This is a genomic window from Sphingosinicella humi (assembly GCF_003129465.1).
Lineage (GTDB): Bacteria > Pseudomonadota > Alphaproteobacteria > Sphingomonadales > Sphingomonadaceae > Allosphingosinicella > Allosphingosinicella humi.
On the sequence record NZ_QFFF01000001.1, the window covers coordinates 2,333,183 to 2,356,419 of the forward strand.

At 63.3% G+C, this 23,237-nt stretch carries 21 protein-coding genes and 1 tRNA gene; 10 read left to right on the plus strand and 12 right to left on the minus strand.

Features of this window, described 5'->3' with window-relative positions; genetic code table 11:
* Nucleotides 1–12 precede the first annotated feature (12 nt).
* The 3 genes from DF286_RS11595 to DF286_RS11605 form a co-directional block, all read right to left on the minus strand.
* Nucleotides 13–915, minus strand: coding sequence for a hypothetical protein (locus DF286_RS11595; protein WP_109271578.1), 903 nt, complete (start codon nucleotides 913–915; stop codon nucleotides 13–15).
* Nucleotides 909–2,201 (minus strand): lipopolysaccharide biosynthesis protein, encoded by a 1,293-nt coding sequence (locus DF286_RS11600; RefSeq protein WP_158274677.1) that lies wholly within the window; start codon nucleotides 2,199–2,201, stop codon nucleotides 909–911. Before DF286_RS11600 ends, DF286_RS11595 begins: the two co-directional genes overlap by 7 nt.
* 168 nt (nucleotides 2,202–2,369) lie before the next feature.
* Nucleotides 2,370–3,755 carry an ATP-binding protein gene (locus DF286_RS11605; protein WP_243444877.1) on the minus strand — a complete coding sequence of 462 codons (1,386 nt, stop codon included), beginning with the start codon at nucleotides 3,753–3,755 and terminating at the stop codon, nucleotides 2,370–2,372.
* A 186-nt stretch (nucleotides 3,756–3,941) separates the two neighbouring features.
* Between DF286_RS11605 and DF286_RS11610 the strand changes: the two genes are divergently transcribed.
* Nucleotides 3,942–4,808 (plus strand): glycosyltransferase family 2 protein, encoded by an 867-nt coding sequence (locus DF286_RS11610; protein ID WP_109271581.1) that lies wholly within the window; start codon nucleotides 3,942–3,944, stop codon nucleotides 4,806–4,808.
* The gene (locus DF286_RS11615) at nucleotides 4,808–5,725 is read left to right on the plus strand and encodes a glycosyltransferase (RefSeq protein WP_109271582.1); all 918 of its coding nucleotides are present in this window, start codon (nucleotides 4,808–4,810) and stop codon (nucleotides 5,723–5,725) included. The genes DF286_RS11610 and DF286_RS11615 overlap by 1 nt, the downstream gene beginning before the upstream one ends.
* 1 nt (nucleotide 5,726) lies before the next feature.
* Here the strand turns inward: DF286_RS11615 and DF286_RS11620 are convergent, their stop codons facing one another.
* A complete protein-coding gene (locus DF286_RS11620) occupies nucleotides 5,727–7,265 on the minus strand; it encodes an O-antigen ligase family protein (RefSeq protein ID WP_109271583.1) in 1,539 nt (512 codons plus the stop codon).
* Between the two features lie 478 nt (nucleotides 7,266–7,743).
* Here DF286_RS11620 and DF286_RS11625 point away from each other — a divergent pair, with 478 nt between their 5' ends.
* The 6 genes from DF286_RS11625 to DF286_RS11650 all read left to right on the plus strand — a co-directional run bounded on the left by DF286_RS11625 (nucleotide 7,744) and on the right by DF286_RS11650 (nucleotide 13,532).
* Entirely contained in the window at nucleotides 7,744–9,189 is a 1,446-nt protein-coding gene (locus DF286_RS11625) for a sugar transferase (RefSeq protein ID WP_243444812.1), read from the plus strand.
* Nucleotides 9,190–9,344: 155 nt separating this feature from the next.
* The gene (gene rfbA, locus DF286_RS11630) at nucleotides 9,345–10,226 is read left to right on the plus strand and encodes a glucose-1-phosphate thymidylyltransferase RfbA (RefSeq protein WP_109272160.1); all 882 of its coding nucleotides are present in this window, start codon (nucleotides 9,345–9,347) and stop codon (nucleotides 10,224–10,226) included.
* A complete protein-coding gene (rfbC, locus tag DF286_RS11635) occupies nucleotides 10,223–10,771 on the plus strand; it encodes a dTDP-4-dehydrorhamnose 3,5-epimerase (protein WP_109271585.1) in 549 nt (182 codons plus the stop codon). Before rfbA ends, rfbC begins: the two co-directional genes overlap by 4 nt.
* Complete coding sequence (rfbD, locus tag DF286_RS11640) at nucleotides 10,768–11,634, plus strand: dTDP-4-dehydrorhamnose reductase (protein ID WP_109271586.1); 867 nt, start codon at nucleotides 10,768–10,770, stop codon at nucleotides 11,632–11,634. The genes rfbC and rfbD overlap by 4 nt, the downstream gene beginning before the upstream one ends.
* Nucleotides 11,627–12,739 (plus strand): dTDP-glucose 4,6-dehydratase, encoded by a 1,113-nt coding sequence (gene rfbB / locus DF286_RS11645; RefSeq protein WP_109271587.1) that lies wholly within the window; start codon nucleotides 11,627–11,629, stop codon nucleotides 12,737–12,739. Before rfbD ends, rfbB begins: the two co-directional genes overlap by 8 nt.
* A gap of 226 nt (nucleotides 12,740–12,965) precedes the next feature.
* Complete coding sequence (locus DF286_RS11650; protein WP_158274679.1) at nucleotides 12,966–13,532, plus strand: PilZ domain-containing protein; 567 nt, start codon at nucleotides 12,966–12,968, stop codon at nucleotides 13,530–13,532.
* Here the strand turns inward: DF286_RS11650 and DF286_RS11655 are convergent.
* From DF286_RS11655 to DF286_RS11665, 3 genes are all read right to left on the minus strand, one after another.
* Nucleotides 13,518–14,768: a glycosyltransferase family 2 protein gene (locus DF286_RS11655; protein WP_109271589.1), complete on the minus strand. Its 1,251-nt coding sequence runs from the start codon at nucleotides 14,766–14,768 to the stop codon at nucleotides 13,518–13,520. The two genes, DF286_RS11650 and DF286_RS11655, sit on opposite strands and share 15 nt — an antisense overlap.
* 2 nt (nucleotides 14,769–14,770) lie before the next feature.
* The gene (locus DF286_RS11660) at nucleotides 14,771–16,177 is read right to left on the minus strand and encodes a hypothetical protein (protein ID WP_146193610.1); all 1,407 of its coding nucleotides are present in this window, start codon (nucleotides 16,175–16,177) and stop codon (nucleotides 14,771–14,773) included.
* 230 nt (nucleotides 16,178–16,407) lie between these two features.
* Nucleotides 16,408–17,229: a SurA N-terminal domain-containing protein gene (locus DF286_RS11665; protein ID WP_109271591.1), complete on the minus strand. Its 822-nt coding sequence runs from the start codon at nucleotides 17,227–17,229 to the stop codon at nucleotides 16,408–16,410.
* Nucleotides 17,230–17,296: 67 nt separating this feature from the next.
* Here DF286_RS11665 and DF286_RS11670 point away from each other — a divergent pair, with 67 nt between their 5' ends.
* Nucleotides 17,297–17,548: an XrtV sorting system accessory protein gene (locus tag DF286_RS11670; protein WP_109271592.1), complete on the plus strand. Its 252-nt coding sequence runs from the start codon at nucleotides 17,297–17,299 to the stop codon at nucleotides 17,546–17,548.
* 18 nt (nucleotides 17,549–17,566) lie between these two features.
* Here the strand turns inward: DF286_RS11670 and DF286_RS11675 are convergent, their stop codons facing one another.
* Together DF286_RS11675 and xrt are read right to left on the minus strand one after the other, a co-directional pair.
* Entirely contained in the window at nucleotides 17,567–18,295 is a 729-nt protein-coding gene (locus DF286_RS11675; protein ID WP_158274680.1) for an exosortase C-terminal domain/associated protein EpsI, read from the minus strand.
* Nucleotides 18,288–19,184 carry an exosortase gene (gene xrt, locus DF286_RS11680; RefSeq protein ID WP_109271594.1) on the minus strand — a complete coding sequence of 299 codons (897 nt, stop codon included), beginning with the start codon at nucleotides 19,182–19,184 and terminating at the stop codon, nucleotides 18,288–18,290. Before xrt ends, DF286_RS11675 begins: the two co-directional genes overlap by 8 nt.
* Nucleotides 19,185–19,462: 278 nt before the next feature.
* Between xrt and DF286_RS11685 the strand changes: the two genes are divergently transcribed.
* Nucleotides 19,463–20,002 (plus strand): FxDxF family PEP-CTERM protein, encoded by a 540-nt coding sequence (locus tag DF286_RS11685; RefSeq protein WP_109271595.1) that lies wholly within the window; start codon nucleotides 19,463–19,465, stop codon nucleotides 20,000–20,002.
* Nucleotides 20,003–20,719: 717 nt separating this feature from the next.
* On the opposite strand, the gene DF286_RS11695 is transcribed toward DF286_RS11685, so the two are convergent.
* From DF286_RS11695 to DF286_RS11705, 3 genes are all read right to left on the minus strand, one after another.
* Nucleotides 20,720–20,795 (minus strand) — tRNA-Glu (locus DF286_RS11695).
* A gap of 68 nt (nucleotides 20,796–20,863) precedes the next feature.
* Nucleotides 20,864–22,075, minus strand: coding sequence for a 3-deoxy-7-phosphoheptulonate synthase (locus tag DF286_RS11700; RefSeq protein ID WP_109271597.1), 1,212 nt, complete (start codon nucleotides 22,073–22,075; stop codon nucleotides 20,864–20,866).
* A gap of 74 nt (nucleotides 22,076–22,149) precedes the next feature.
* Nucleotides 22,150–23,091, minus strand: coding sequence for a tetratricopeptide repeat protein (locus DF286_RS11705; RefSeq protein ID WP_109271598.1), 942 nt, complete (start codon nucleotides 23,089–23,091; stop codon nucleotides 22,150–22,152).
* Nucleotides 23,092–23,237 lie beyond the last annotated feature (146 nt).

Consider the following 23,237-nt stretch of genomic DNA (forward strand, 5'->3'; position numbering starts at 1 on the left):
TGGCCGACTGGATCAGTCCGTCAGCTCGTAACCAAAGGCGCGCAGGTCGACGGGACAGAATTGCTGCAGGGCCCGGTTGGAGTCGGCGAAACGGCCCTTGAATGCCTTGTCGATGAACGTCCAAAGCTTCTCTTCCTGGCGCCTGAAGAAGAGGCGCTGCCTGTGCCCCACGGCGACGATCGAGCGTGCGAGAAGCGGAGCCTCGAAGAGGCATCCCGAATCCAGCGAGCGTTGCCAGAAATGATTGGCAAGGCGGTAAAAGGGAGCGGCCGCAGCCGGCGGCGACTTGCCGATCCGGCGCGCCGGGATCGACAGATCGGGAACGGAGCTTCCGGACCCGGCCGCGTGCTTCCACAGCAGATCAAGGAATGCTCCCATGTCCGCTGCGAGAAGCTCCTGGGGAAGCACGAGCACGCTTTGGGCGGAAAAAAGCTCGGCATACAGCTCAGCCACCCGCGAATATTCGAGATGTTTGGCGTCGAAGCCGAAATAGCCGGGGATCGGCTCGGGGCGGTAGAACTGCTCGAAATGCCGCGTCCCACCCGCCTTCAGATACTGCATGTACAAGGAGGCCAGCATCGATCGCTGGGCTCTCACGGTAAGAACTATCCTTGCTTCGCCGAAGATGAGCTTGAGCCGGTGGGCGATGGTGGCGCTGTCCCGGGCACCCAGAAGCGGATTGCCACTGAGGATCTCGGACGACAGGACGTCCAAGCGCCCCGACTGCGATTGATCGAGGAACTCGCTCGCCAGCTTCTGGGCCGGCCCGGCATCGAACTCGAGATCGTGGGGGCGAACGACCAGCTCATCGAGGGTTTCGTGCGCCCAGAGGCTGCGAAAATGCCGAGTGTCGCTGAAGACTGCCTTCTGCAGAAAGGTCGTGCCCGTCTTGTGGAAGCCAGGATGGATCAACATGCCGCACTGCCTTCGCTTGCTGCCGTCTCCGAGGCATCTTGCCGTGCGCTGCGTCCGATCAGGCGCACGCCGATCACCCGGCGCACGATGATCGCGGCGGCGATACGGCGGACGAGGGCGGTCGCGGCCAAGGCGATGGCTGCTCCCTCCGCCCCCCAAACCGGCGTCAGGAGAACGCAAAGAACAGCGGCCAAGACGTTTGATCCGAGATTATAGGCTAGGTTCAGTTTCTCATGGCGCGCCATGATGATGATCAGGCCGACCGGACCGAGCAGAAGGTTGAGGAACTGGCCGGCAGCCAGAATACGCAAGGTCGACGCGCCGACCAGGAACTCGGCGCCGAAGAAGCTGAGGACGAGCTCCGGCCATATCATGACCAGAAACAGAAGCGGGAATCCCGACGCTCCCATTGCGAGCGACGATTTGCGCGCCAGCGTGGCAACTCTCCCGAAATTGCGCTCGTGCAGGTCCGCCGCAAAATGCGGACCCATGATCGACTGGAACGCAAGGTTGATGAGGGTGAAAAGCCCCGCGATCTGGAAGGATATCCTGAATATGCCGGCGCCCGCGGGCCCATAATGGGCGGAGACGGTGAAGACGGCCAACCATTCCAGGAAATAGGTGCTCATGCCGGCGGCAAAGAGCAGAAGCCCGGATTTCAGCATCGGCTCGGGGACCGGCGAGCGTCCGACCGGCTTCAGCATCCGAACGAGGGCATAGCCGCCGATCCCGGCGGCAAGAACCCACCCCATCGACTGATAGGCCGTGGCCCACACGGCCGTGCGAGCGCCGCCGGCGAATACCGTCAGGGCAAGCGCAATGATCGCAGCGCTTGCCCCGACCGGGCCGATTATGAACTGGGAAAGCGGAACCCTGCCCAAGCCGCGCAGGGCTGCCGACGCGATTCTGGCGATCGCAAGCGCCGGCACGGCAATCGCGGCGAGAGCGAAATAAGGGCCGGCTTCGTGGGAGTCCGCCACGATCGTCGAGAGCAGGTTGCGCGCGAGAAGGACCCCTAGCGCGAGAATGAGAGCAAGGGATCCCACCAGGACGAAGACGCGCTTGACCGCGGCTTTCGATCTGTCGAGGGATCCTTGTCGCTGATGGATCGCCACGGCGCGGACCAGGACATTATCCAACCCGAGCACGGCAAACGACGCTACCATGACGGTCGTCGTCACCGCCGCCGCTACCAGCCCGGCCCCCGCGGCACCGTAATGACGGGCGATGAACCAGTTGAGCAGGAAGGCGACGGCCGCGCCGGCGATCTTGATGCTGAATGCCACCGCCAGCTCGAGTCGCACGCCTGACAGCCGGAAAGCCCTCACGCGGTATGAATCGAACCTGTTCATGAGCGGCGGAGTCCAAAAGAACGGGCGGCTAGCGCCAATCGTCCGGTCACGCGATGAGTTCCGTCGGCCTGCGTTGTGGTTTGCGAGGAGGCGACACGCCCCCTACGCCTCGTGAGCTTGCACTGAACTGGTATCGGCACGTGCGACGCCTGGGCCCCGATAGGCGTCTCGAGCGGTGGCCAACCAGAGATAAAGCGGCACCGCAATGTCGAGGAACTGATAGGATTTGCCGAACCGGTCCTGCCTAGCTTCGAGGAGTATGCCCTCCGAAGCAAGCTGATCGATCGCGGCCGTGCCTGCGGCCGTCGTGCTTTCGGCCTCGGTCACCGCGGCCAGGTTGCGTGCGGTAAATTCTCCTCCGCACACGATGTGAGTCATCGCCGCGGATGCGAGACTGCTGTCTCCGATCTTGGCCCGCGCATAGTCGATCTCGCGAATGGCCGTAGAGGGGAGGCGCCCCCCGACCTCCTCGGCTGCCTCGCCGATGGCGGTAACGACGTCCTCTTGCGATACGTCCAGGGTTCCCCGGCGGAGCGCCGCCAGGCCGGCATGGTGCGAAATCAGGCTTGCCGCGTACGGCCAGCCCTGCGCCGTCGCCGTAATGAGGCTTGCGGCCTCGTCGGCGAATGTGAGGCCGATCTGCTGCCTGGCTATATCTAGCAACTCGTTCATTTCGCCAGCCGACATCGGAGGGATCTGCATGCCCAGTATGTTGCGCTGGATCGAAGGGATATGTTCGATCAGTTCGCTGAGGTTGCTTCCCACGCCCGCGATCAGCAGTTGGACACGGGCGGCCCGGTCCGAAAGGCTCTTGATGAGATCGGCCACGCTTTGGCGGAACTCGCCGGGATCGCTGCGGTCGAACTCGTCAATGATGATGATGATCCGCGTGCCGGTCAGCTTGCTCAGCACATCGCTGACCTGGCGGGGGGTGAGATCGCCATCGGGCAGCGACTCGGCGAGGGAACGCACCCGCCCGCCTTCCGCCTGGCCTCCGGCAAAGTCCGTATGGAAGCGCAACGGTATGTCGCTCAGGATAGAGCGGAAGAGATCGCCGAACTGCGTGCCGATCCCGCACGACCCGTAGAACACGTGATATCGCGCCTCGCGCGCCCGTTGGGAGATGACGTGGAGGAGCGAGGTCTTGCCCATGCCCCGGCTGCCGTACAGGACGACGTGAAGACGCTGATCCTCGATCGCGCTGATGAGGCGCTCGAGTGTCTGCTTGCGGCCGGCGAAGGCCCGTAGATCGACGACGGGCTGGCTAGGCGTCAGAATGTCGCGGAGTCGCGCCCTCGCGCGGTCGAGTCCCGCCGTTCGTGCCGGGCGGATTTGGTCTCCCGCCGTCGCGCTGAAGCCCGGGCCTGCGGCCGCTTGCTTCTGGGGCTCAGGCGGGCGCGGAAGCGGAATCGCCTTGGCGGCCGGGCGTTCGGGCTGGCGAGGCCGTCCAATGCCCATCCACCGCAGAAACTCTTCCCACCAGGTCACGATCAATGTCTTTTCCATGGCGGAACGATCCTCGATCGACAGCGCAATAGTCGGATCTATAACACGGCCCGGGACTACGTGTCTTTGCCGAGGCGAGATCTTGTCCTTAATGGCACATGTGTCGAAGAGGCGACGATCAACGCCCCTTGTCGCGGCAGCGTTATTGCTGCTTAAGTTCCATTTGTCGTGCGTGTCACTGTCATCATTCCGCACTTTCAGGATCTGGCGGGCTTGGACCGCTGCCTCTCAGCGCTCAAGCAGCAGACCTACCCGTCAACCGACTTCGAGATCATCGTTGCCGACAACGGGTCTCCGGTCGGAGAAGCAGCGGTGGCCGAATGCATTGCCGGCCGGGCGAAACTGGTGATCGCAAGCGAGCGAGGCGCAGGCATGGCCCGGAATGCAGCGGCGGCGGCGGCGTCTGGCGAAATTCTCGCCTTCGTGGATTCCGACTGCGTGCCTGATCCTGAATGGCTCGAGGCCGGCATGGCGGCCGTCGCGAATAGCGACATTGCGGGAGGGCAGGTGCGGGTGCTCGTGGACGACCCCTCGAGACCGACACCGACCGAGGCCTTCGAGAGCGTGTTCGCCTTCAACTTCGAGGACTATATCCTGAAAAAGGGATTCACCGGATCCGGCAACATGTTCGTATGGTCGACGATCTTCCGTGACGTAGGCGGATTTCGGAACGGCGTTTCGGAAGATGTCGAATGGTCGCACCGGGCAAGAGCGATGGGATACGGCATCGCTTACGCGCCGGCAGCCATCGTAGGACATCCCGCGCGCCGAAACTGGCTCGAGCTCAAACACAAATGGCGCCGTCTCGCCAGCGAACAATTCGAGCTGAAGCGCGCGCGGCCGGCAGGTTCGCTGCGCTGGCTCATACTCACCTGGGTCACGCCGCTCTCCGCCCTGGTCCATTTGCCGAAGGTGATGATGGATCCAAGGCTTCCCACCATCGGTTCGAGGCTGGGGGCTCTTGCGATCCTCTTCCGGATCCGCGCCTGGCGGTTTATCGAAGGAAACCGTCTGCTCTTGCGCCGGGAATCCTGATGCACGTCTCCATCTGCATCGTCGGTTTTCGCAATGCGCCTGACCTTCGAGAATGCTTGGAAGCCCTGGCCGAGCTGGATTACCCTTCCTTTGAGGTCGTGATCTGCGAAAATGGCGGCCCGGAGGCGCACGCTGAACTCCAGCAGACGCTGCCCGGGGTCATGCCTGGCGGGCAGCCGGTGACGATCATCCTCGCCGATGGCAATCTCGGCTATGCCGGAGGGGTCAACGCCTGCATCCGCCGGAGTCGCACGGCGGATGCCTGGTGGATCCTAAACCCCGACACGCGACCGGACCGCGAGTCGCTTCGTTGCCTCGTCGATCGGTTCGAGGAGGGTGACAGCGACCTCGTCGGCGGCATTCTGCTCGATGAGCAGGGACGCGTGCGTTCGCTGGGCGGGCGATGGCGCACATGGCTCGCTCGACCGGAGACGCTCGAACCGCGGCACGTTGCGGGGCTCGAGGATCACCGGCAAGTGGAGGCGCTTCTCTCCTATGTTTCCGGCGCTTCCATCCTCGTCGGCAGGCGTTTCGTGGACGAAGTCGGGATGATGCGGGAGGATTATTTCCTCTACTGCGAGGAGGTCGAATGGGCCCTGCGAGGCATCAAGCAGGGGATGCGCCTTGGTTTTGCGCCAGACGCGAGGGTCGTGCACAAGCAGGGAACCACGACCGGTGCCGCTGTTTCCGTGCGCCAAAGGCCGAAGTTGCCGATCTTTCTGGACGAGAGAAACAAAATGCTCCTGACGCGCGACCATTATCCGGGTCGTCTGCCGATCGTGGCCGTTGCGCTGTTCGCGCAAATATTGGCGCGGTTCGGCCGACGCGGAGCATGGGCGCAAATGGCCTACGCTCTCCAAGGCTGGTCGGCCGGCCTGATGAACCGCCGCGGACCGCCCGGATGGCTTCAGCCCTGATTTACTGAGATCGGAAGCTCCCGAATAGCGGGCGCCGGTAGCGGGACGTTCCTTCTTGCGCCTTGGCTTTGGCGAACCTTCCCATCACCCCTTCTTCGCCGGGATTCGTGGCCCGATGCAGGACGACCACGAGCATGGCGAGTATCATGAACACCACCGGGTGGTTTTCCTCGAGGCTCAATATCGATTTGATCACGACGAACACGCTCAACGCGATCGACAGCGGAACGGCGTAGCTCATCGTGAGATCCTGGCCACGATCCCTGAGGGAGACGGTCGCCCCCTTGTAGATGGCGATCAGGAACATCCCGTAATAAATGAAGAAACCCAGGACGCCATATTCCAGCGCGATCGACATGTAGTAGGTGTCGATGGTTACGACGCCCGCCGCATTGTGGAAGTTAAGCGTAGACGCGCCTTGTCCGACGCCGTGACCGAAGGGATTTCTCGTCAGGATATCCATGCCCATGTTGTACTGCTCCACGCGGGCATCATTGCTCGAACGGTGCTGGCCGCCGCCCCAAATCATGGTTCGAAGGCGGCCGAAGTGGAAGCTCGCGAAGATGAACATCGCCAATGCAACGGGATAGCCGACCACGACTGCCGGTGCGATCAGCGTCTGGCGATCGCGTATCCATAACCGCCAGGCCCAGAAGAAGACGTAGAGCAAACCCGACATGAAGAATCCGACAGCACCGAGACGGGATTCGGTGAGCAGGATCATGTAGAAGGTGAAGACCAGCAGACCGGCCGATGCGATCCTGGCACCCAGCTTGAAGGGGCCCATCATGAAATGGAGCAGGAATGGAACCGCGAGCGCCATATATTCGGCATAGGTGAGGCTGGTCGTGAAGGTGCTCTGGACGCGCTGCTCCTCGTCCCCCAGCCTCGATTTTCCTCCAAGGATTCGCGCCACCGACTCGTCTTCGATGGCGAGGAACGACGGAATGTGGTTCGCCCATGGAACCTGGCCGCGCGAATACTCGATCAGCCCAGAGACGCCCAACGGGATGAGCATGGCGCATAAGAGCACGCACCAGAGGGTAATCCGGCCCGGCTTGCGGAAGACGTAGATCCCAGTGATGAAAATGGCGGTCCAATATAGCTGCGCTACGACGAATTTCTGGCTCGAGCTCACGATGTCTCGCGACAAGCCGAGGGAGATGAGCTGAAGCGCGACGAAGACAGCAAAGGGAATGGCGATCCATGGCGTCGCAGCCAGCGTTTCTTTCAGGGTCCGACGGAAATCCGGCGAAACCGACATGCAGATGAGCAGGAGCAGCATCAGCGGCGCCGCAATGATGCGGCCTAGGGTAATCCAGGGCAGGCCGGGCAAGGAAAAGGCCAAATAGTTCGGCCAGATGATGTAGCCCACGAAGAAGGCGAAGAAGGTCACCTCCAGTGCGCGCACCGGCGGATTTGCTGTGGTCGGAAGCGTCCAGATCACCAGCAGCGCCAGCGCGAGCAGCGGCAGCACTGTCAGCAGTAGCTGGTCCGGAAAGCTGAGTGCCCAGCCGGCCCCGTAGAGGCCGCCCGCCACGATCGTCAGAAGCCATGCAAAAGACGCAAAGGCGTGCGGCGCTCGGTCACCTGACGGGTGATATGGCCGCAACGTGCTCAAGGAACCGGCTTCCACACGTTCATCGCCGCTCCATCAGGGGCTCGATCCGACATGGAATATGCTCATATCGAGTCATAGGCCAGCCCGCTTCGTAAGCTGCGACACTCCCCCTTCCGTCCGACGGCGCGCGCGACTCGCATCGGCCGAGCTGCCTCCGACCACGGGCGACGCACCCTCTAGGTGGACAGCGCCCTAAATCGGGACGGCTTCCGAGCGGGGGGGAACACGCCCGCCCTTGGTCCGTTACCGTTCAGTTCGGAGACAGTTCGGTCCCTGTATAAGTAATACCGAAGATGGGGCGCGTTGTTGACTATCTGACGCGCAAGAATCGGACTATAGTCCAACTCATATCCAAGTGGCGCCACTGCTGGTGGGATGGCAGAGTGGGAGAGCACGCGTGACGGATCGTGTGAGCGCGGAAGTCTGTCAGGCCCGCTCCGAGACGACAGCACGCGTGCAGGCGATCCGATCACACGGGCAGGTGCATGTGGTCCTTCCGGGGCCACTATTTCCCTCCAAGCAAATGTTGCGGCTGCGTTTCTATGCGACGGTCTACGCCGCGGACGGCATCAGCTTGATCGCTGGGTTCTTGCTGACCGGCTATCTGGCATTTGGCGATGTTGGGGATCCCTATGCAGTCGACCTCCTGCTGATCATGATCCCGCTTTATTCGCTACTTGCCTTCCAAACGAACGCTTACGGACTCGACATGATCCGGCGGCCAAGGCTCGGTATCTATCGCGCCCTTGTCAGCCTCGCGGCAACGGCCATGGTCATTTTGCTCGTCGCCTTCTTCCTCAAGGCTTCGGAAGATCTTTCTCGCATAGTGTTCGTCGGCGGCATCGTGCTCGCGGCCGGGTCCATCGCCGTGCTTCGCTTCGTCATGGCGAACCTTGGGTGGCGGACCTTGCATGCAAGCCCTGTCAACGAACTCGTCATCGTCGACGGCGCCTACTATCCGGAGACTCTGGTCTCCCAGGTCCTCAACGCCGCGGACCACGGCCTCACGCCTAATCCGCGCGATCCGTTCATGCTCGATCGACTTGGGCAAATGCTCGAGAATGTCGACCGCGTCGTGGTCGCCTGTGCTCCGCAACGGCGTGCCCAGTGGGCCCTGCTTCTCAAGGGCACGAACATTCAGGGGGAGTTGCTCTCGCTCGAATGCGAGCAGGTGGGGGCCATAGGGGTGGGAAAGCTCGGGGACAGGGCCACGCTGGCCGTCTCCTGCGGTCCGTTGGATCTGCGAAGCAGGGCGCTGAAACGCGCGCTGGACCTGTCCGTGGCTGTCCCGTTGCTGGTCTTCCTTGCGCCGCTTTTCCTGCTCGTCGCGTTCCTGATCAAGATCGATAGCCCCGGACCGGTCTTCTTCCTGCAGAAGAGAGTGGGCCGGGGTAACCGCATGTTCTTGATGACGAAATTCAGGAGCATGCGAATCGATGCGTGCGACTCGGACGGGGCGAGATCGACGAGCGAGGACGATGACCGCGTGACTCGACTGGGCCATCTGCTCCGGAAAGCCAGCATCGACGAGCTGCCGCAACTGATCAATGTCGTCCGGGGCGAGATGAGCCTCGTGGGGCCGAGGCCGCACGCACTGCAATCATTGGCGGGAGACAAGCTGTTTTGGGAGGTCGACGATCGATACTGGCATCGCCATGCCTGCAAGCCCGGGATCACCGGCCTAGCGCAAGTGCGCGGTTTCCGCGGCGCGACGCGGGAGAAGAGCGATCTCACCGACCGCTTGAAGGCCGATCTGGAATATCTGTCCGGCTGGTCGATATGGCGCGACATCATCATCCTGTTCAGGACTGTTCGCGTGCTCGTCCATCCGCGCGCCTTCTGACGTCGTCCGCCACCGATCATGGATCCTCGCGGAATGGGACCTCCCGCTAGGGTGCGCAAGGTGAGGCCCGGGCCGAGCGGCCGCCCTGTGTAACGAGGTTGGGAGCGAGATGTCGCGTCCGTAGGGATCTGAGCAATTAAGGGGCGAGCATGAGCATGCGTAAGGGGATCATTCTCGCGGGCGGAGCGGGAACCCGCCTGCATCCCATCACCAAGACCGTCAGCAAGCAATTGATGCCGGTCTATGACAAGCCGATGATCTACTATCCCTTGTCGGTCCTCATGTTGTCAGGAATCCGTCACATCCTCATCATCACGACGCCGGCCGATCAGGATGCGTTTATCGGCCTGCTCGGCGACGGTTCGCAGTGGGGCCTGGAGATCGAATATGCCGTTCAACCGAGCCCCGGCGGGCTCGCCCAGGCTTTCCACATCGGGGCGGAGTTCGTCACAGGCGGGCCGAGCGCGCTCATCCTGGGAGACAATATCTTCTACGGCCATGGATTGGCCAACCTGCTCCGACGAGCCAATGGACGCAAAACGGGCGCGACCGTGTTCGGTTATCATGTGTCGGACCCGAACCGCTACGGCGTGGTCGACTTCGATGCCAATGGTCGGGCGCAGTCGATCGAGGAAAAGCCCGCTTCGCCCAAATCCAATTTCGCGGTGACGGGCCTCTATTTCTACGACGAGCGCGTCGTCGAATATGCCCATTCGATCGTCCCCTCGGCCCGGGGCGAGCTCGAGATCACGGATGTGAATCGACTGTACCTCGAGGCAGGAGAGCTCCAGGTCGAGGTGATGGGGGCCGGACTGGCCTGGCTCGATACGGGCACGCACGCCTCCTTGCTGGACGCCTCCCTGTTCACGAAGATCATCGAGGACAGGCAGGGATTGAAGGTCTGCTGTCCGGAAGAAGTCGCGTGGCGAATGGGCTTCATTTCGGACGAGCAACTGGTCAAACTGGCGGAGCCGCTCTGCAAGAGCGGCTATGGCAATTATCTGCTCTCGATGATGGAGAAGGGCGGCCGGAGATGAAGCTGGTCGACACGGCACTCCCCGAGGTGAAGCTCGTCGAGCCAAAGGTCATCGGCGACTGCCGCGGCTTCTTTCTCGAGTCGTGGAACGCGAGGGAGTTTGCCGAGGCCGGGCTCGAGGTTGGCTTCGTGCAGGACAATCATAGCCGGTCGGCAAAGGGCGTGCTGCGGGGCCTCCATTATCAAGTTACCCAGGTGCAGGGGAAACTCATCCGAGTCGTGGCGGGACGCGTATTCGACGTGGTCGTGGACTTGCGTCGATCGTCCCCTGGCTTTGGCCAATGGGTCGGAGTCGAGCTGTCGGCGCAGAACATGCGCATGCTCTGGTGCCCGCCCGGCTTTGCGCATGGATTCCTCGTGCTGGAGGACGGAACCGACGTTCTTTACAAGTGCACGGACTATTACGCGCCGGAGCATGAGCGAACCTTGTTGTGGAACGACGACGATGTTGGCATCGAATGGCCGCTGGCGGAGATCGGGGGCCCTGTTCTTTCGGCTAAGGACGCACAGGGAGCCAGGCTCTGCGGCGCTGAGGTCTTTCCGTGAAGGCTCTGATCCTCGGCGCCGGCGGCCAGGTTGGACAGGCTCTCGAGCGCGCCGCACCGGCTGGGGCGGAATTGGCGCCGCTGCGGCGCCAGGATTGCGACATCGGAGAGGCATCACAGGTGGCAGGCGCGATCGATCGGTTGCGGCCGGACGTCGTCTTCAACGCGGCTGCGTATACGGCCGTCGATCTTGCCGAGAGCCAGGAGGACGCCGCGACGGTCATCAACGGGTCCGCGCCCGGCATGATCGCCCAATGTGCGCGCCGGCGCGGTGCCCGTTTCATCCACGTCTCCACCGATTTCGTCTTCGACGGCAAGGCGTCCCGGCCTTACCGAACCGATGATCCGACCAACCCCTTGAGCGCCTATGGCCGGTCCAAGCGCCTCGGTGAGGTGGAGGTGCTCGCCGCAGACCCGGATGCGCTCATCGTTCGCACGGCCTGGGTCTATTCCGCCGGAGGACGCAATTTCGTGGCCACGATGCTGCGCCTGATGACGGAGCAGGGGAGCGTGCGCGTGGTCGACGATCAGGTCGGAACGCCGACCTCCGCCGAGTCGCTGGCACGAGCGCTTTGGCAGCTGGTGTTGGGCGGGGCTTCAGGGATCCATCATTTCACGGACGCCGGAGTGGCGAGCTGGTACGACTTCGGGGTCGCGGTCAGCGAGGAGGCCTTCGCGCTCGGCTTGCTCGGGGCGCCGGCCGATGTGGTGCCTGTCTCGACCACCGCCTTTCCAACCAAGGCTGAGAGGCCGTCTTTTTCGGTGCTCGATAAATCGCAGACCTGGCCCAGGCTGAGCGACCCGCCGCAACATTGGCGGGTCGGGCTCAGGAACGTCCTCGAGGAGGTGAAGGAAATTGGCTAACCTCCTCGTCACCGGCGGGGCCGGTTTCATCGGCGCCAACTTCGTTCGCTACTGGCGTGCACATCACCCTGACGACGCGATCGTCGTTCTCGACGCGCTCACCTATGCAGGCAACCGCGCCAATTTGAGCGGGGTCGAGGACATTTTGTTCGTCCATGACGACATACGTTCGACGGCCCTCGTCGCTTCCACGATCGACGACCATGACATCGACACGATCGTGCACTTCGCCGCCGAGAGCCACGTGGACCGATCCATCGATGGCCCCGACGCATTCCTTGAGACCAACGTCAATGGAACGCACAGCCTTCTGAAGGCAGCCAAGACGGCTTGGCTCGACCGGGGAGGCGGACGGCCCCACCGGTTCCACCACATCTCGACGGACGAGGTCTATGGCAGCCTCGGTCCGGACGAGCCGCCCTTCCTGGAAACCTCCACCTACGCGCCGAATTCCCCATATTCCGCTTCCAAGGCCGCCAGCGATCATCTGGTGCGGGCCTATAACCGCACATACGGGCTCGCGACGACGACCACCAACTGTTCCAACAACTATGGTCCCTACCAATTTCCCGAGAAGCTGGTTCCGCTGTTCATCATCAACTGTCTCTCGGGGCGGAAGCTGCCAATCTACGGCGACGGGATGAACGTCCGGGATTGGTTGCACGTAGAGGATCATTGCCGGGCTATCGAAACGGTGCTCATGCGCGGGGAGATAGGCGAAACCTACAATGTCGGTGGCAGTGAGGAGCTGACCAACATGGCGGTGGTCGACGCTATATGCGACGCCATGGAAGAGGCGTTCTCGGTGGATCCTGCTCTTGAGGCGCGTTTCCCTGACGCGCCGCCGGTCGGTGGCGCGCGCTTCTGCGCGCTCAAGTCCTACGTGACGGACCGACCGGGGCATGACCGGCGATATGCCATCGATGCCGGGAAGATCAGATCCGCTCTGGGATATAAGCCCCGGCAAACCTTCCGGGCCGGGCTGGCCGATACGATCCGCTGGTACCTTGACAATGAGGATTGGTGGCGTTCCGTAATGGACGGAAGTTACCGTGACTGGCTGGATCGAAACTATGCGGGCCGCATGCTAGGGCAGCTCGCATAACCCAGGTTATTCTCGCGGGGGCATTTTCTAGGTGGGGGGCAATTTTCATCCTGCGATAGCTGCTACCGCCAGGAGCGAATGGACCCATATGCATGGCAGGGTCCGGCGCCAACCGGGCGCTGCGGCCGGCGAGGCAGGTCGCAAGGGGCTTCGGGCACCTGCGTGGATTAACAGGTTGTTAGGGATTTTTTACCGATTATCCAGGACCCCAGGTCTGGAGGTCGCGGTGGTCGCTCGTGCACGAATAATCGGAGTCGAAGACCAGGACGAGCGCGGAGAGGACCGAAACAAGCTGCTGTTCCATGCCGAGATCGATCAAGGCTCCGGGGATGTCGTGCCGGCACGCGTGCACAACGTCTCGCGCACCGGATTTCTGATCGAGATCGACTCCGACCTGCCGATCGGAAGCCAGATAGGGATCGACTTTGCCGACGTCGCCGCACCCGTGGCCGATGTAGTCTGGAGCAGCGGCGCGTTCTACGGCTGTCAGTTCCACGAACCGATTTCAAAGGCCGATCTCCAGGCGATCGTCTCTAGCAGCCCCGTGCGCTGGCCTCGGTTCGGCCACACCACGAGTGCCGCCGGCATCCTAGGCAGGGCCGAAAGCATCATCGCCGGGCCTCCGGCCGAAGTCCTTGTAGCCACGCCAGACGGCCTCGCCGATGCCGCGACCGCCGATGCGGATGGGAAAGCCGACAAATTTCCGGCTTACATGCGGTTTCACGGCATCGTTTGGGTCACGGTCCTGCTCTGGGCCCTGATTGCCGGGGTGGCTTGGCTAATGATTGGTTGATTCCGCTCTCGACACCCGCAGGTCCGCCGACGGGGGAGGTGCGTCCTCATTGTAGGGCTGAACCGCCATCGCGGAGATCAGCAGGGCTGAGAATTGCGACATGATCCCGATAATCGTGAGGGTCGCGCCGAGGGAGGCCCATTCCGGGCGGGGCAGGGGAAGCAGGTCTGACTGGATCCACTCCCCGACCAGGATCGCCAATATCGTCATACCGGCGAGCGTGACGAGGCCTCCTAGCAGGAGAGCCCTCTCCAGACGGAAGTGGGCATGGAATCGGGCGATGAGCCGGTTGTTCCGGTCGAAGCGCCTGCTCCACGAATAGCTCTTGGCCTGCAGTCCCAGGCTCAACGTCTGAAAGCCGACCACGCTCGCAATGGTCGCGAAGACGCCGGTCACGGCCGAAGCGGGGCGGCCATCAAAATACAGAAGACCGAAAACGAGCGCCGCATGAAGGCCAAACCCCATCGCCATCAGGAGAAAGCCCGGCCACAGGAAAAGCTTGTTGGGAGAGTAGAGCAGCATCATGCGCAGGCTGCGCCAGCCGTCACGGAACGTGCGCAGCTTCGACATGCCTTTCCGAGCGCCCAGACGGATCGGAATCTCCTTTATCTTGAGGCCGGACAAGGCGGCATTGATGGCGAGCTCGAGATTGAACTCCATGCCGCGATTCATGGGCTTCACGGTTTCATAGGCATCGCGGCTGAACGCCCGCATACCGCAATAGACATCCGTGAACCGCGAGCGAAACATCATGTTCAGGATCCGCGTCAGGGCAGGATTCCCGAACCAGCGGTGCAAGCTCTTTATCTCGGCATGACCGCCGCCGAGATATCGGCTGCCGGTGACGAAATCATATCCTTCGTCGGTCAAGGCGCGAAGGAAGTCCGGAATGTGCCGGAAATCGTAGGTGCCGTCGGCGTCCGCCATGACAAGGTATCGGCCGCGGGCATGCGTGAAGCCCTTCAAATAGGCATTGCCATAGCCCCTGCGGGGCTGATGAACGACGCGGGCCCCGTGGGATTGGGCGATCGCAACCGATGCATCGCTGGACCCGTTGTCGCATACGACCACCTCTCCATCGATGGCGTTCGCGGCGAACACGCGGAAGATGTCGTCAACGCATTCGCCTATCGCGTCCTCCTCGTTGAGGCAGGGGAGTACGACGGAGACGAGGGGGCTGGAGGTCTCCGGTTCAGCCTGCACGGGAGCCCGCGTTCGTTCCTTGGAGACAACCATCTTCAACCTCCGGTTCGCAATCGCATGAGCCCGGTCCGGGCGAGCGGCAGCCTGTCCCGCAGCAGCTTGGGGCCGAACCTGAAGGTCAGCAGCAGCAGGGCCGCGGGAACAATCCAGATGATGCGGGCCTGATATCGCGGCCAGGGTTCGGACATCGCGCCGCAGACGGCAGCGTTCACCAGAACGGCCGTCAACACGATGCCGATTATGGTGGCGATCGCGGCGCGGTCCTCGGTTCCGACGCGATCGGCCCGCGACGCCACCCAGATCAGAATCAACCCGAAAGCGCTGAAGATGAGGAAGAGACGGCGGACTACCTCCAGTGCCGGCTCGGCGGGAAAGACGTAGGCCTCGCCTGGCAAGCTCCCCTCGATCTCGAAAAGGCGGAAGCTCTCCTGGGTCCGGGGATCCATGATCGGCTCGAGCACGTCTATCTGGACGAGTTGGGTCGCCCAGTTCCGCAGCGAAGCCGAGAGTTGCCCGACCGGGCGGGACGCGAAGGTGCCAAGGACGAATTCCGTCTGCTCGGCTCGCAGGCGGGCGCGTGTAGAGGCATCGGCCGCGGTGTAGCCTCCGCCCTGCTCGGCCGGTGCCCAGAGGAAGCTGCTCGCGTCGACCGCCTCAGGCATTTGGTAATCGCATAGCGCAAACCGGTCGGGCTGCCGGCACGCCTCTTTCAGATAGTCGACCCCGGTGCCGTCGGCGAGAACTCGGGCCGTCACGAACGGGGGAGCGCCGATCGGGTGCCCGATCAGGCTTCTCTCAGCCGCCTGATATGCGGGTCCTATCGACGCGCCGAGTATGAGCCCGCCGATCAGCGCCGCGGATGCGATCCACTTGTCCGAACCCTTCCACGAGCCGCTCACGGCGAGCGCAGCGATGCCGACGAGACCGGCAGCCGCAAGAATGGCGACATGTGTGGCATGGAATGAAGCCGACAGGACAAGAAGCAGCCAGGCTCCGATCCGGGTGGCCCGCGACTGACCCCGGGGCAGGAGCAGTAGGATCAGGCACAAGACCCCAATCCCGGCGAATATGTCCGGCATGGCGAAGGATATGAAGTAGGAGAGAGGAGTTGCGGCCGTCAGCACCGCCACCATGATCCAATAGGCAGCTACTCTGAACGGAGGCGATGTCAGGCCGGAGAGAGCGAAGAGGAGCCAGGAGCATGCGAGCGCCTGCAGGGCTGTCACTCCCCAAAGCGTCAGGTTCGACGTAACTATGAAAAAGATGAGACTATATGTGGGCGATCTGGCGCCTACATAGTCCTGCTCAACCTGGCCCAGAGGAATGATCTGGGCGCGATTTTGATTAATCGCGGCCGTGATCTCGCTGTAGATATGCTCGCCGTACAAATAGTAGGTGCCGGAATCGTGGTAGATGAACGTGCGCCCATAGGCGAATGACATGGCAGCTAGAAGAACTGCGCCGGCAAGGATTTGCAGGAGGATTGCCGTTCGCGCCCCTGTCCGCATCTGGTCCAGAACCTCTCCAATCGGTGAGGGCCGGGCGCCGGTTTGCCGGTTCGTCAGGCGTTTTAGGGCAGCATTTTAGCACAAGATCTGCAACTCTCGCATAGCTCCGATCGGGTATATTGGCCTTGGTTGCGCCCGGCTCATGGAGCATCGGCCGCTGCCGACTATTTGGCTGCCGGGGCAAAGCCTTCCTGATACTCGATTTCCGCTGCGCGTCTCAGGCCGCGCAGGCGCAACTCGAGGGTCTCGATAGCATTGTCCTGCAGGATTCTCTGAGAGGCGAGGTCGCGCCCGCTTCCCTCGGGCAGGGCGGCCGGAATCGTCGCGATCACGCGGGCGGCGATCAGCGGATCGGATTGCGGGATAACGAACGGCTCGCCCTGGGGAACGCGGCGAATCCGTTCGAGAAGCGGTTTGGAAAGAGCCGCCGAGTCCCATGCCACTACCTGCCTCACCTTGCGGACCCGGGCACGCTCGAGGATGGCGTCGATCTCGTCCAGCGTCGACGCGGCACCAAGCTTTTGCAGGACCGCCGGGTCGGCCGGACGCTGAAACAGGATCTGGTCCACGGAGAGAAGAACCCGATTCTGGAAGGAGCCGGGATTGTCTCGGATGAACGCCGCTACCTGATCGGGAGAAGGCGCTTCCTGTGAGCTGGCCATGGACTGCGCGAGCAATTCGGCAAGCTTCTCTCGTTCGAAACGGTTGAGAGCGAGGAGGTAAGCCGGAGTGCGGTCGAGATCGCGCCGGCGCGCCTCCTGCGCCAGCAGTTCCCGGTCGATCAATTCATCGAGCACCGCGGCGCGCTCGGGCGCGTTCGAGGTGGATGGCAGGTTGCGGACACGGAGTTCCTCGTCCAGCTCCGACTGGGTTATCTCCGTCCCATTGACGACCGCCACGACCTGGCCTTCGGGATCGGCATTACTGCAGCCGATGGCGGAGAATAGAAGGGTAGTAATTGCAATGCGGCGGAATCTGACCTGCATGCCTTCTCTCCCGCTACGGGACCGAATACTATACCTGTTCGTGTCTCGTGCAAATCACGGAGGGTGAATGGAGACCATCTATGACTGGCTCAGCATCTCCGCTTTTGCAGGGCTGGTCGTGTTATTTCTGCACCGCTCATCCGAACTGGACGTTCCCAGGGATTCGCTGTGGCAATATCTTGCCGCGGGCGTGGGTCTCGCTCTTGCCAACTGGCTCGGCAATGAAGGACTTCATTGGCCGGCGATCGCGGCGCTGGTGGCGACGGGCGGCTATATTCACGTCGCGCTCCGGCCCTTCCGGCCGCCTCCCCAGAGCTAGTCGCCGCCGGCGTCAAGGCTAGGCGGCGCCGGCGACGAGCGCGCGGGTCCTTCCGGACGGGCTATTTGCAAGCAGCTTCGCGAAGCGCTCGAGCTGCGGGGCTACGGCTTCCGTGCCGATGGCGGAGATCCGGACCAGCACGCCGTCCGGACGCCGCCCGACAAGGTCTTGCCTGATCGCCGAGATCCTTTGCGAGAAATATGTGACGGGGAACTCGCGTCCAACTCGAGTCCAGTAGAGGATCTGCTCGATGCGATCCGGAGCGGTCGCCGTCAGGCACCTCGCCTCGATGCGACGGCCGTCGCGCAGTGCGACGGATCGGGAGGGTCGCTCTTCAAGACGGAAGCCTGCGGCCGGATAGCAGCTTTCCGGCCGGTGCAACTGCACGCTGTCGTCCTGCGAGCTCGAATAGCCGACGAGCAGCATGAGTGGCGCAAGCTGCGGCGCGATATAGACGCGGGTCAGAACGTCGTCATAGGTCTTTTCGGTCAGCGGGCTTTCCCGCGACATCACCAGGCCCTCATCTGCCGCGTAGGACCATGGGCCGATCGCCGCTGGTATCAGGCTCTGGAGGCCGCCGCGCTCCATCGGAGCCGCGCGAGCGCCGCGCAGGCCGAGGTTCGAGAGCGCCGCGGTTCCCAGGGCGGCTGCGCCGATGATGAAGTCGCGGCGGGCCAGCGCCCGGGCGGCACCGGGCTGTTCCGAGCCCGCTTCGAGCCTGGCGCCCAGGAGGTCGGGCCTATTCACGGCGATCCCTCGGCAGGACGGCCGCGATCCCCGCATCGACGGCGAACATGCCGGCCAGCGCGATGGCGAACATCGTGATGCCGGCCAGATCATGCGAAAATCCCTGCGCGACCCGGTCTCCGGAATAGACCGTAAGCAGCACCAGTATGACCACCCTCAAGAAATTGGCCGCGATCGCGATGGGGATGATCGCCGCGCACAGCAACGCCGAGTGAAGCCTCCCGGCATTTCGGGCGAGATGGACATAGAGAAGGCCGACGGCGGTCAGTCCCAGCAAGGAGTTCAGCCCCGCGCAGGCATCCTCGACCAACAGGCTATATTGAGCCACCTGAATAGAGACCCCGCTCCGTCCCACCAGGTAGCCGAGCTGATGCAGCAGAGTGACCACGGAATCGGAGATCCAGAGCTTGAGCGGCTGGGTCGCCTGGGCGACGAACGATTCCGGCACGGGAAGGAGAAAGCCTAGGAAGAGGATTGGAAACCAGTAATGCCCCAGGCCGGTTCGGCCCCACCGGAGGAAGATAATGGCGATGAGCGAGAGATAGAGGCCGGCTGTCTCGAAAATCAGGATCCCGTAATTCCGTCCAAGGGCGTAGAGGATCAGGGCGGGCACAAGCCCAAGCGCGCCGAGCGAGGCTGGGCCCGGCCTCGCTGAGGCGGGAGGCCCCGCTCGCCAGAACAGCCATAGGGCGATGAACAGGACGAATGGGCCGTGTGCCCCCTGATCGCTTCGCCAGCTTGTTTGGGCGAGGCTGAACAAGGTGGGGAGTGTCAGGCCCAGAATGCCGATGGTCAGCAGCGCGCCCGATATGAGTGCTGGCGAGGGCGGCGCTTGCCGCGCCCGACGTGCGACTCCGCCTTGGCTTCCCTCGATCGTGGCCAGTCGCATGACCCATGCTCCAAGGCGGCCAGCGGGATCAGGCCGCCCCCGCACCTTTTACATGCGCGGCACGACCCTGTCTCTGTCTTTCATTTCATCCTGCTAACGGGCTTGAGACGGGAGCGTTTCGCCTCAATAATATGAACTTTTACTCAGTGTGTTAGTTGACCGGCGAAGTCCGATTTAGTAAACACCGAGGGTTGCGGAAAAGACGTTTAAGGTGGTCTGGCGCTTCAGACCGGATGGAGGATTTGAGCGGGGTTTGAAACTAGGCAGGGAGGAATAGCATGAAAAGCCTCGTTGCGATCACCCTTGTAGCCCTCTCGTCATTCGCCGCCGCGCCCGCTGCGCAGGCAGCCGATGTCATACTCGTTCCGCATCCCAGTGGCGATTTTTCTGGCTTTTTCGGTCAGACGGTAAGCGCGCCCGGGCCGTTTACTTCAACATTCACGTTCAACGTCCCGACGACCAGTCATGTGGGCGCAACGTTGAGCACGTTCGCTGTGAGCACCATCACCGACATCAATTTCGTGTCTGCATTCCTCAACGGGACGCCTTTCAACCTGTTCGCGATAACCACAGCGCATGGTCAGGCGGAGTTCGGTTTCGCCTCGCGAACGTCGATCGGGGGTGGACTTCATAACCTGGTGGTGAACGGCACCTCAGGAGGCGGCGCGTCCTTCGCGGGGACGGTTTCCGTCTCGCCGGTCTCACCGATCCCGGAACCCTCGACCTGGGCCTTGATGCTACTCGGCTTCGGAGTGGTCGGTTATTCGCTTCGGCGCCGCCGGCAGCGGGCGAAGGTGACGAAGGTCTCGTTCGCCTGACGACAGTCAAGCGCTAAGAGCGCTGCGCCTCGCCAGGAGCGTGCCAGCTCTTGGGACGAGTGCGCGCGACGCATGATCTCTGCATTTGCAACGAACGCGTCAGGGTCGCAGCGATGGCACCGAGCACCGCATCACGCGCCGCCAGAAGCCCGTGTTCTCGACAATGGCGTCCGAGATTTTCGACATGTGTATGGAGCGCGGCGTGATTGGCCGGGCTGCTGCCGACCAGCACGGAGGGCTTGGGAATTGGGCCGACCGGGTGAAGCCAAACACATGCTTTATCGTCGTTATGGCGGGATCGTAGGTGCTTCCGGCGCCAAGGCTTCCTGTGCGAGCGCAGCAGCGGGCAGGAGATGGATCGAGAAAAGGTAGGCGGTCGCGACGATAAACCTGGGAAGACGCATGAACTCACCCATGCAAGCCCTGATGAGCTGATTACTGCAACCCTAAAGCAACTACTTCGGATGTGAGATGTCCAGCCTTCGAAACATGGTGCGGTGGGATTCGGAACGATCCTTCTCGCCAGCGTGGCGCCACGTGACACGATTCTCGGCAAGCTGGCACGTGACACTTACGTCCAGGTGAAGGGGTGCGATCCAAATTTGGGGTGGAACTATTGCGATTGAATGGCAGGGACTGTGTGGAGCCGTCCGACTGCGTTTATTTGACCGATATTCGACAACTTTAGGTTGTCACGGCTTAAGTGCTTGAAACCGCTGGTGACCCCTACGGGACTCGAACCCGTGTTTTCGCCGTGAGAGGGCGACGTCCTAGACCGCTAGACGAAGGGGCCAACGCTGGTCGCGTGGGCGAGGTCCGGCGCATATGGGGCGGCGGGCGGGTCTGTCAAGCGGCTCGTGGCTAGGCCGCCGCCGCATCCTCGGCGCGGCGCCTCAGCATGTCGGCGACCAGCTCAGCCAGCTCCATGGCCTGGGCGGCGTTGAGCCTGGGGTCGCAATGAGTGTGGTAGCGGTCGGAAAGGTCCTGCTCGGTGAGCTTGGCGGCGCCGCCGGTGCATTCGGTGACGTTCCGGCCGGTCATCTCGATATGGATGCCCCCGGCGCGCGCGCCTTCGGCGGGGCAGAGCGCGAAGAAGGCGCGCACCTCCGCCAGGATGCGGGCCATCGGGCGGGTCTTGTAGCCATTGGCGGCCTTGATCGTGTTGCCGTGCATCGGATCGCAGGCCCAAAGGACGGGATGACCCTCGCTCGCCACCGCCCGGAGCAGCGGCGGCAGCGCGGCAGCGATCGGCTCGTGGCCCATCCGGGCGATGAGCGTGATCCGACCGGCCGCGCGGGCCGGATTGAGCGTATCGAGGAGCCGCAGCAGGGTGTCGGCATCGAGCGAGGGCCCGCATTTGATGCCGATCGGATTGGCGAGGCCGCGCGCGAATTCGACATGAGCGGAGCCCGGGAAGCGCGTGCGGTCGCCGATCCAGAGGAAATGGGCCGACGCGCCATAGAAGCGGCCGCTCACCGGGTCGCGGCGCACCAGCGCTTCCTCGAAGGGAAGCAGCAGCGCCTCGTGGCTGGTGTAGAAGGGCTCACCTGCTTTGCTCGCCAGCTCCCTCAGATGGGCGAGCGTCGCCGTCGCCTGGCTGTAGGCGCGGAACATGCGCTCGGGCGCGGGGACGCGCGCCGCCGGGTCGAAGGCGATGCCGTTGACGATGTCGCCGCGATAAGCGGGCAGCCGCACGCCCGCCTTCTCCTCCATGTCGGCTGTCCTCGGCTTGGCGAATTGTCCCGCCATCCGGCCGACGCGGATGACGGGCAGGCCGGACGCAGCGCCGACGAGCGCGCCCATGGCGGCGATCAGGCTGTGGCCGGAGCGGATGGTCTCCGGGGAGAATTCGGCGAAGCTCTCGGCGCAGTCGCCGCCCTGGAGGAGGAAGGCGCGCCCGGCCTGCGCCTCGGCGAGGGCGGCCCCGAGCGCGTCCACCTCGGAAAACGCGACGAGCGGCGGATAGGCGGCGAGTTCTCGCGCGGCGGCCGCGAGGGCCTCTGGATCCGGCCAGGTCGGCTGTTGGCGAATGTCATGGCCGCGCCAGCTCGAAGGGGTCCACTCCGGCGTCATAGCCGCCGCCATAGGCGGTTGCGCAGGCAGCGCAAGAGGCCTTCAAAGTCCGGTTGGAGGGCCGGGAAGAGGCGTCAGCCTCCTCGCGGCACGCCGAGCTCGTCGGCGGCGCGGTTGAGCTGGGCCGTGGTCGCGGCATCCCCCTCGAAGGCCGCCAGGGCCGAACGAAGGGCGTCCGAGGCGGCGTCCGTCTCGCCGAGGACCATGCGGGACCGCATCAGCCTTATCCAGCCGGCCGCATCCCTGGGGTTCGCTTCCAGGCGCCGGGCGAGGCCCTCGACCATGCCCTCCACCATCGCGTCCTGCTGGCTGGGCGGGATCGAGGAGGCGGCGGCCATCTGCTCGGGCGTGGGGCCGGGGATCGCGGCGGTGGCCGTCGATCCTCCCGAAGGCGGCGGCATCCGGCCGGCGATGTCGATATCCTGCTTCTCGGCCGCCAGCTGGATGGTGCGGCGAAGATCCACCTCCCAGGGCGCGCCCGCGGGCGTGTCCTTGAGCAGCGCGATCCAGTCGTCGATCGCGGCGGCATGCTGGCCCTGAAGGTCCTTCTGGACGGCGATGAAGTAGCGGGCGCGCGGGTCGGCCGGGTCGATCGCCAGCGCGCGCCGGAAGGCCGCGGCGGCTTCCGGCGAGACTTGGGTGCTGGCGGTCTGGAGCGCTTCGCCGAGCGAGGACCAGTTTTCCGCCTTGTCGGGTTCGATCTCGGCGGCGCGGCGATAGGCGGAGGCCGAACGCATCAAATCGCCGATCTCGAAATAGGACCAGCCAAGCATTCGCCAGCCCTCGGCATTGTCGGGGTCTTCGCGAAGCCGCGCCTCCAGGCCGGCGATCATCGTCTGGACATCCGCCACCGGCTCGTCCGGCCTGACGTTTCCGTGGGGCGAGGCCTCCTTGGGGGCGCCGTCGCCCGACCGGTAGATGGCAACTCCAGCCGAAGCCGCGGCGATGATGCCGGCCGCGACGAGGGCGATAGTAGCCGTCTGCGGGCGCGATCCTGTGGACGAAGAAGCGGTCATAAGTCGAACCTGTCACTCTCAAAATAATCGCCGTCAAGTCTGGCGCGGACCATTGAAGCTGCTACAGTATGAAGCGGCTGTTCACTGCGGCAACTCTCTCGCGCGACTTGGGACGTCGCTGCGGCCGTGGTGACCAGGGGAGGGTG

Bases quoted from the DNA above. Each gene is read 5' to 3' on its own strand.
- DF286_RS11655 (WP_109271589.1), bottom strand. From the start codon at position 14,768: ATGGTTGTCTCCAAGGAACGAACGCGGGCTCCCGTGCAGGCTGAACCG.
- rfbA (WP_109272160.1), top strand. From the start codon at position 9,345: ATGCGTAAGGGGATCATTCTCGCGGGCGGAGCGGGAACCCGCCTGCAT.
- rfbC (WP_109271585.1), top strand. From the start codon at position 10,223: ATGAAGCTGGTCGACACGGCACTCCCCGAGGTGAAGCTCGTCGAGCCA.
- xrt (WP_109271594.1), bottom strand. From the start codon at position 19,184: ATGCGACTGGCCACGATCGAGGGAAGCCAAGGCGGAGTCGCACGTCGG.
- DF286_RS11615 (WP_109271582.1), top strand. From the start codon at position 4,808: ATGCACGTCTCCATCTGCATCGTCGGTTTTCGCAATGCGCCTGACCTT.
- DF286_RS11665 (WP_109271591.1), bottom strand. From the start codon at position 17,229: ATGCAGGTCAGATTCCGCCGCATTGCAATTACTACCCTTCTATTCTCC.
- DF286_RS11700 (WP_109271597.1), bottom strand. From the start codon at position 22,075: ATGACGCCGGAGTGGACCCCTTCGAGCTGGCGCGGCCATGACATTCGC.
- DF286_RS11660 (WP_146193610.1), bottom strand. From the start codon at position 16,177: ATGTCATTCGCCTATGGGCGCACGTTCATCTACCACGATTCCGGCACC.
- DF286_RS11705 (WP_109271598.1), bottom strand. From the start codon at position 23,091: ATGACCGCTTCTTCGTCCACAGGATCGCGCCCGCAGACGGCTACTATC.
- DF286_RS11595 (WP_109271578.1), bottom strand. From the start codon at position 915: ATGTTGATCCATCCTGGCTTCCACAAGACGGGCACGACCTTTCTGCAG.
- DF286_RS11685 (WP_109271595.1), top strand. From the start codon at position 19,463: ATGAAAAGCCTCGTTGCGATCACCCTTGTAGCCCTCTCGTCATTCGCC.
- DF286_RS11670 (WP_109271592.1), top strand. From the start codon at position 17,297: ATGGAGACCATCTATGACTGGCTCAGCATCTCCGCTTTTGCAGGGCTG.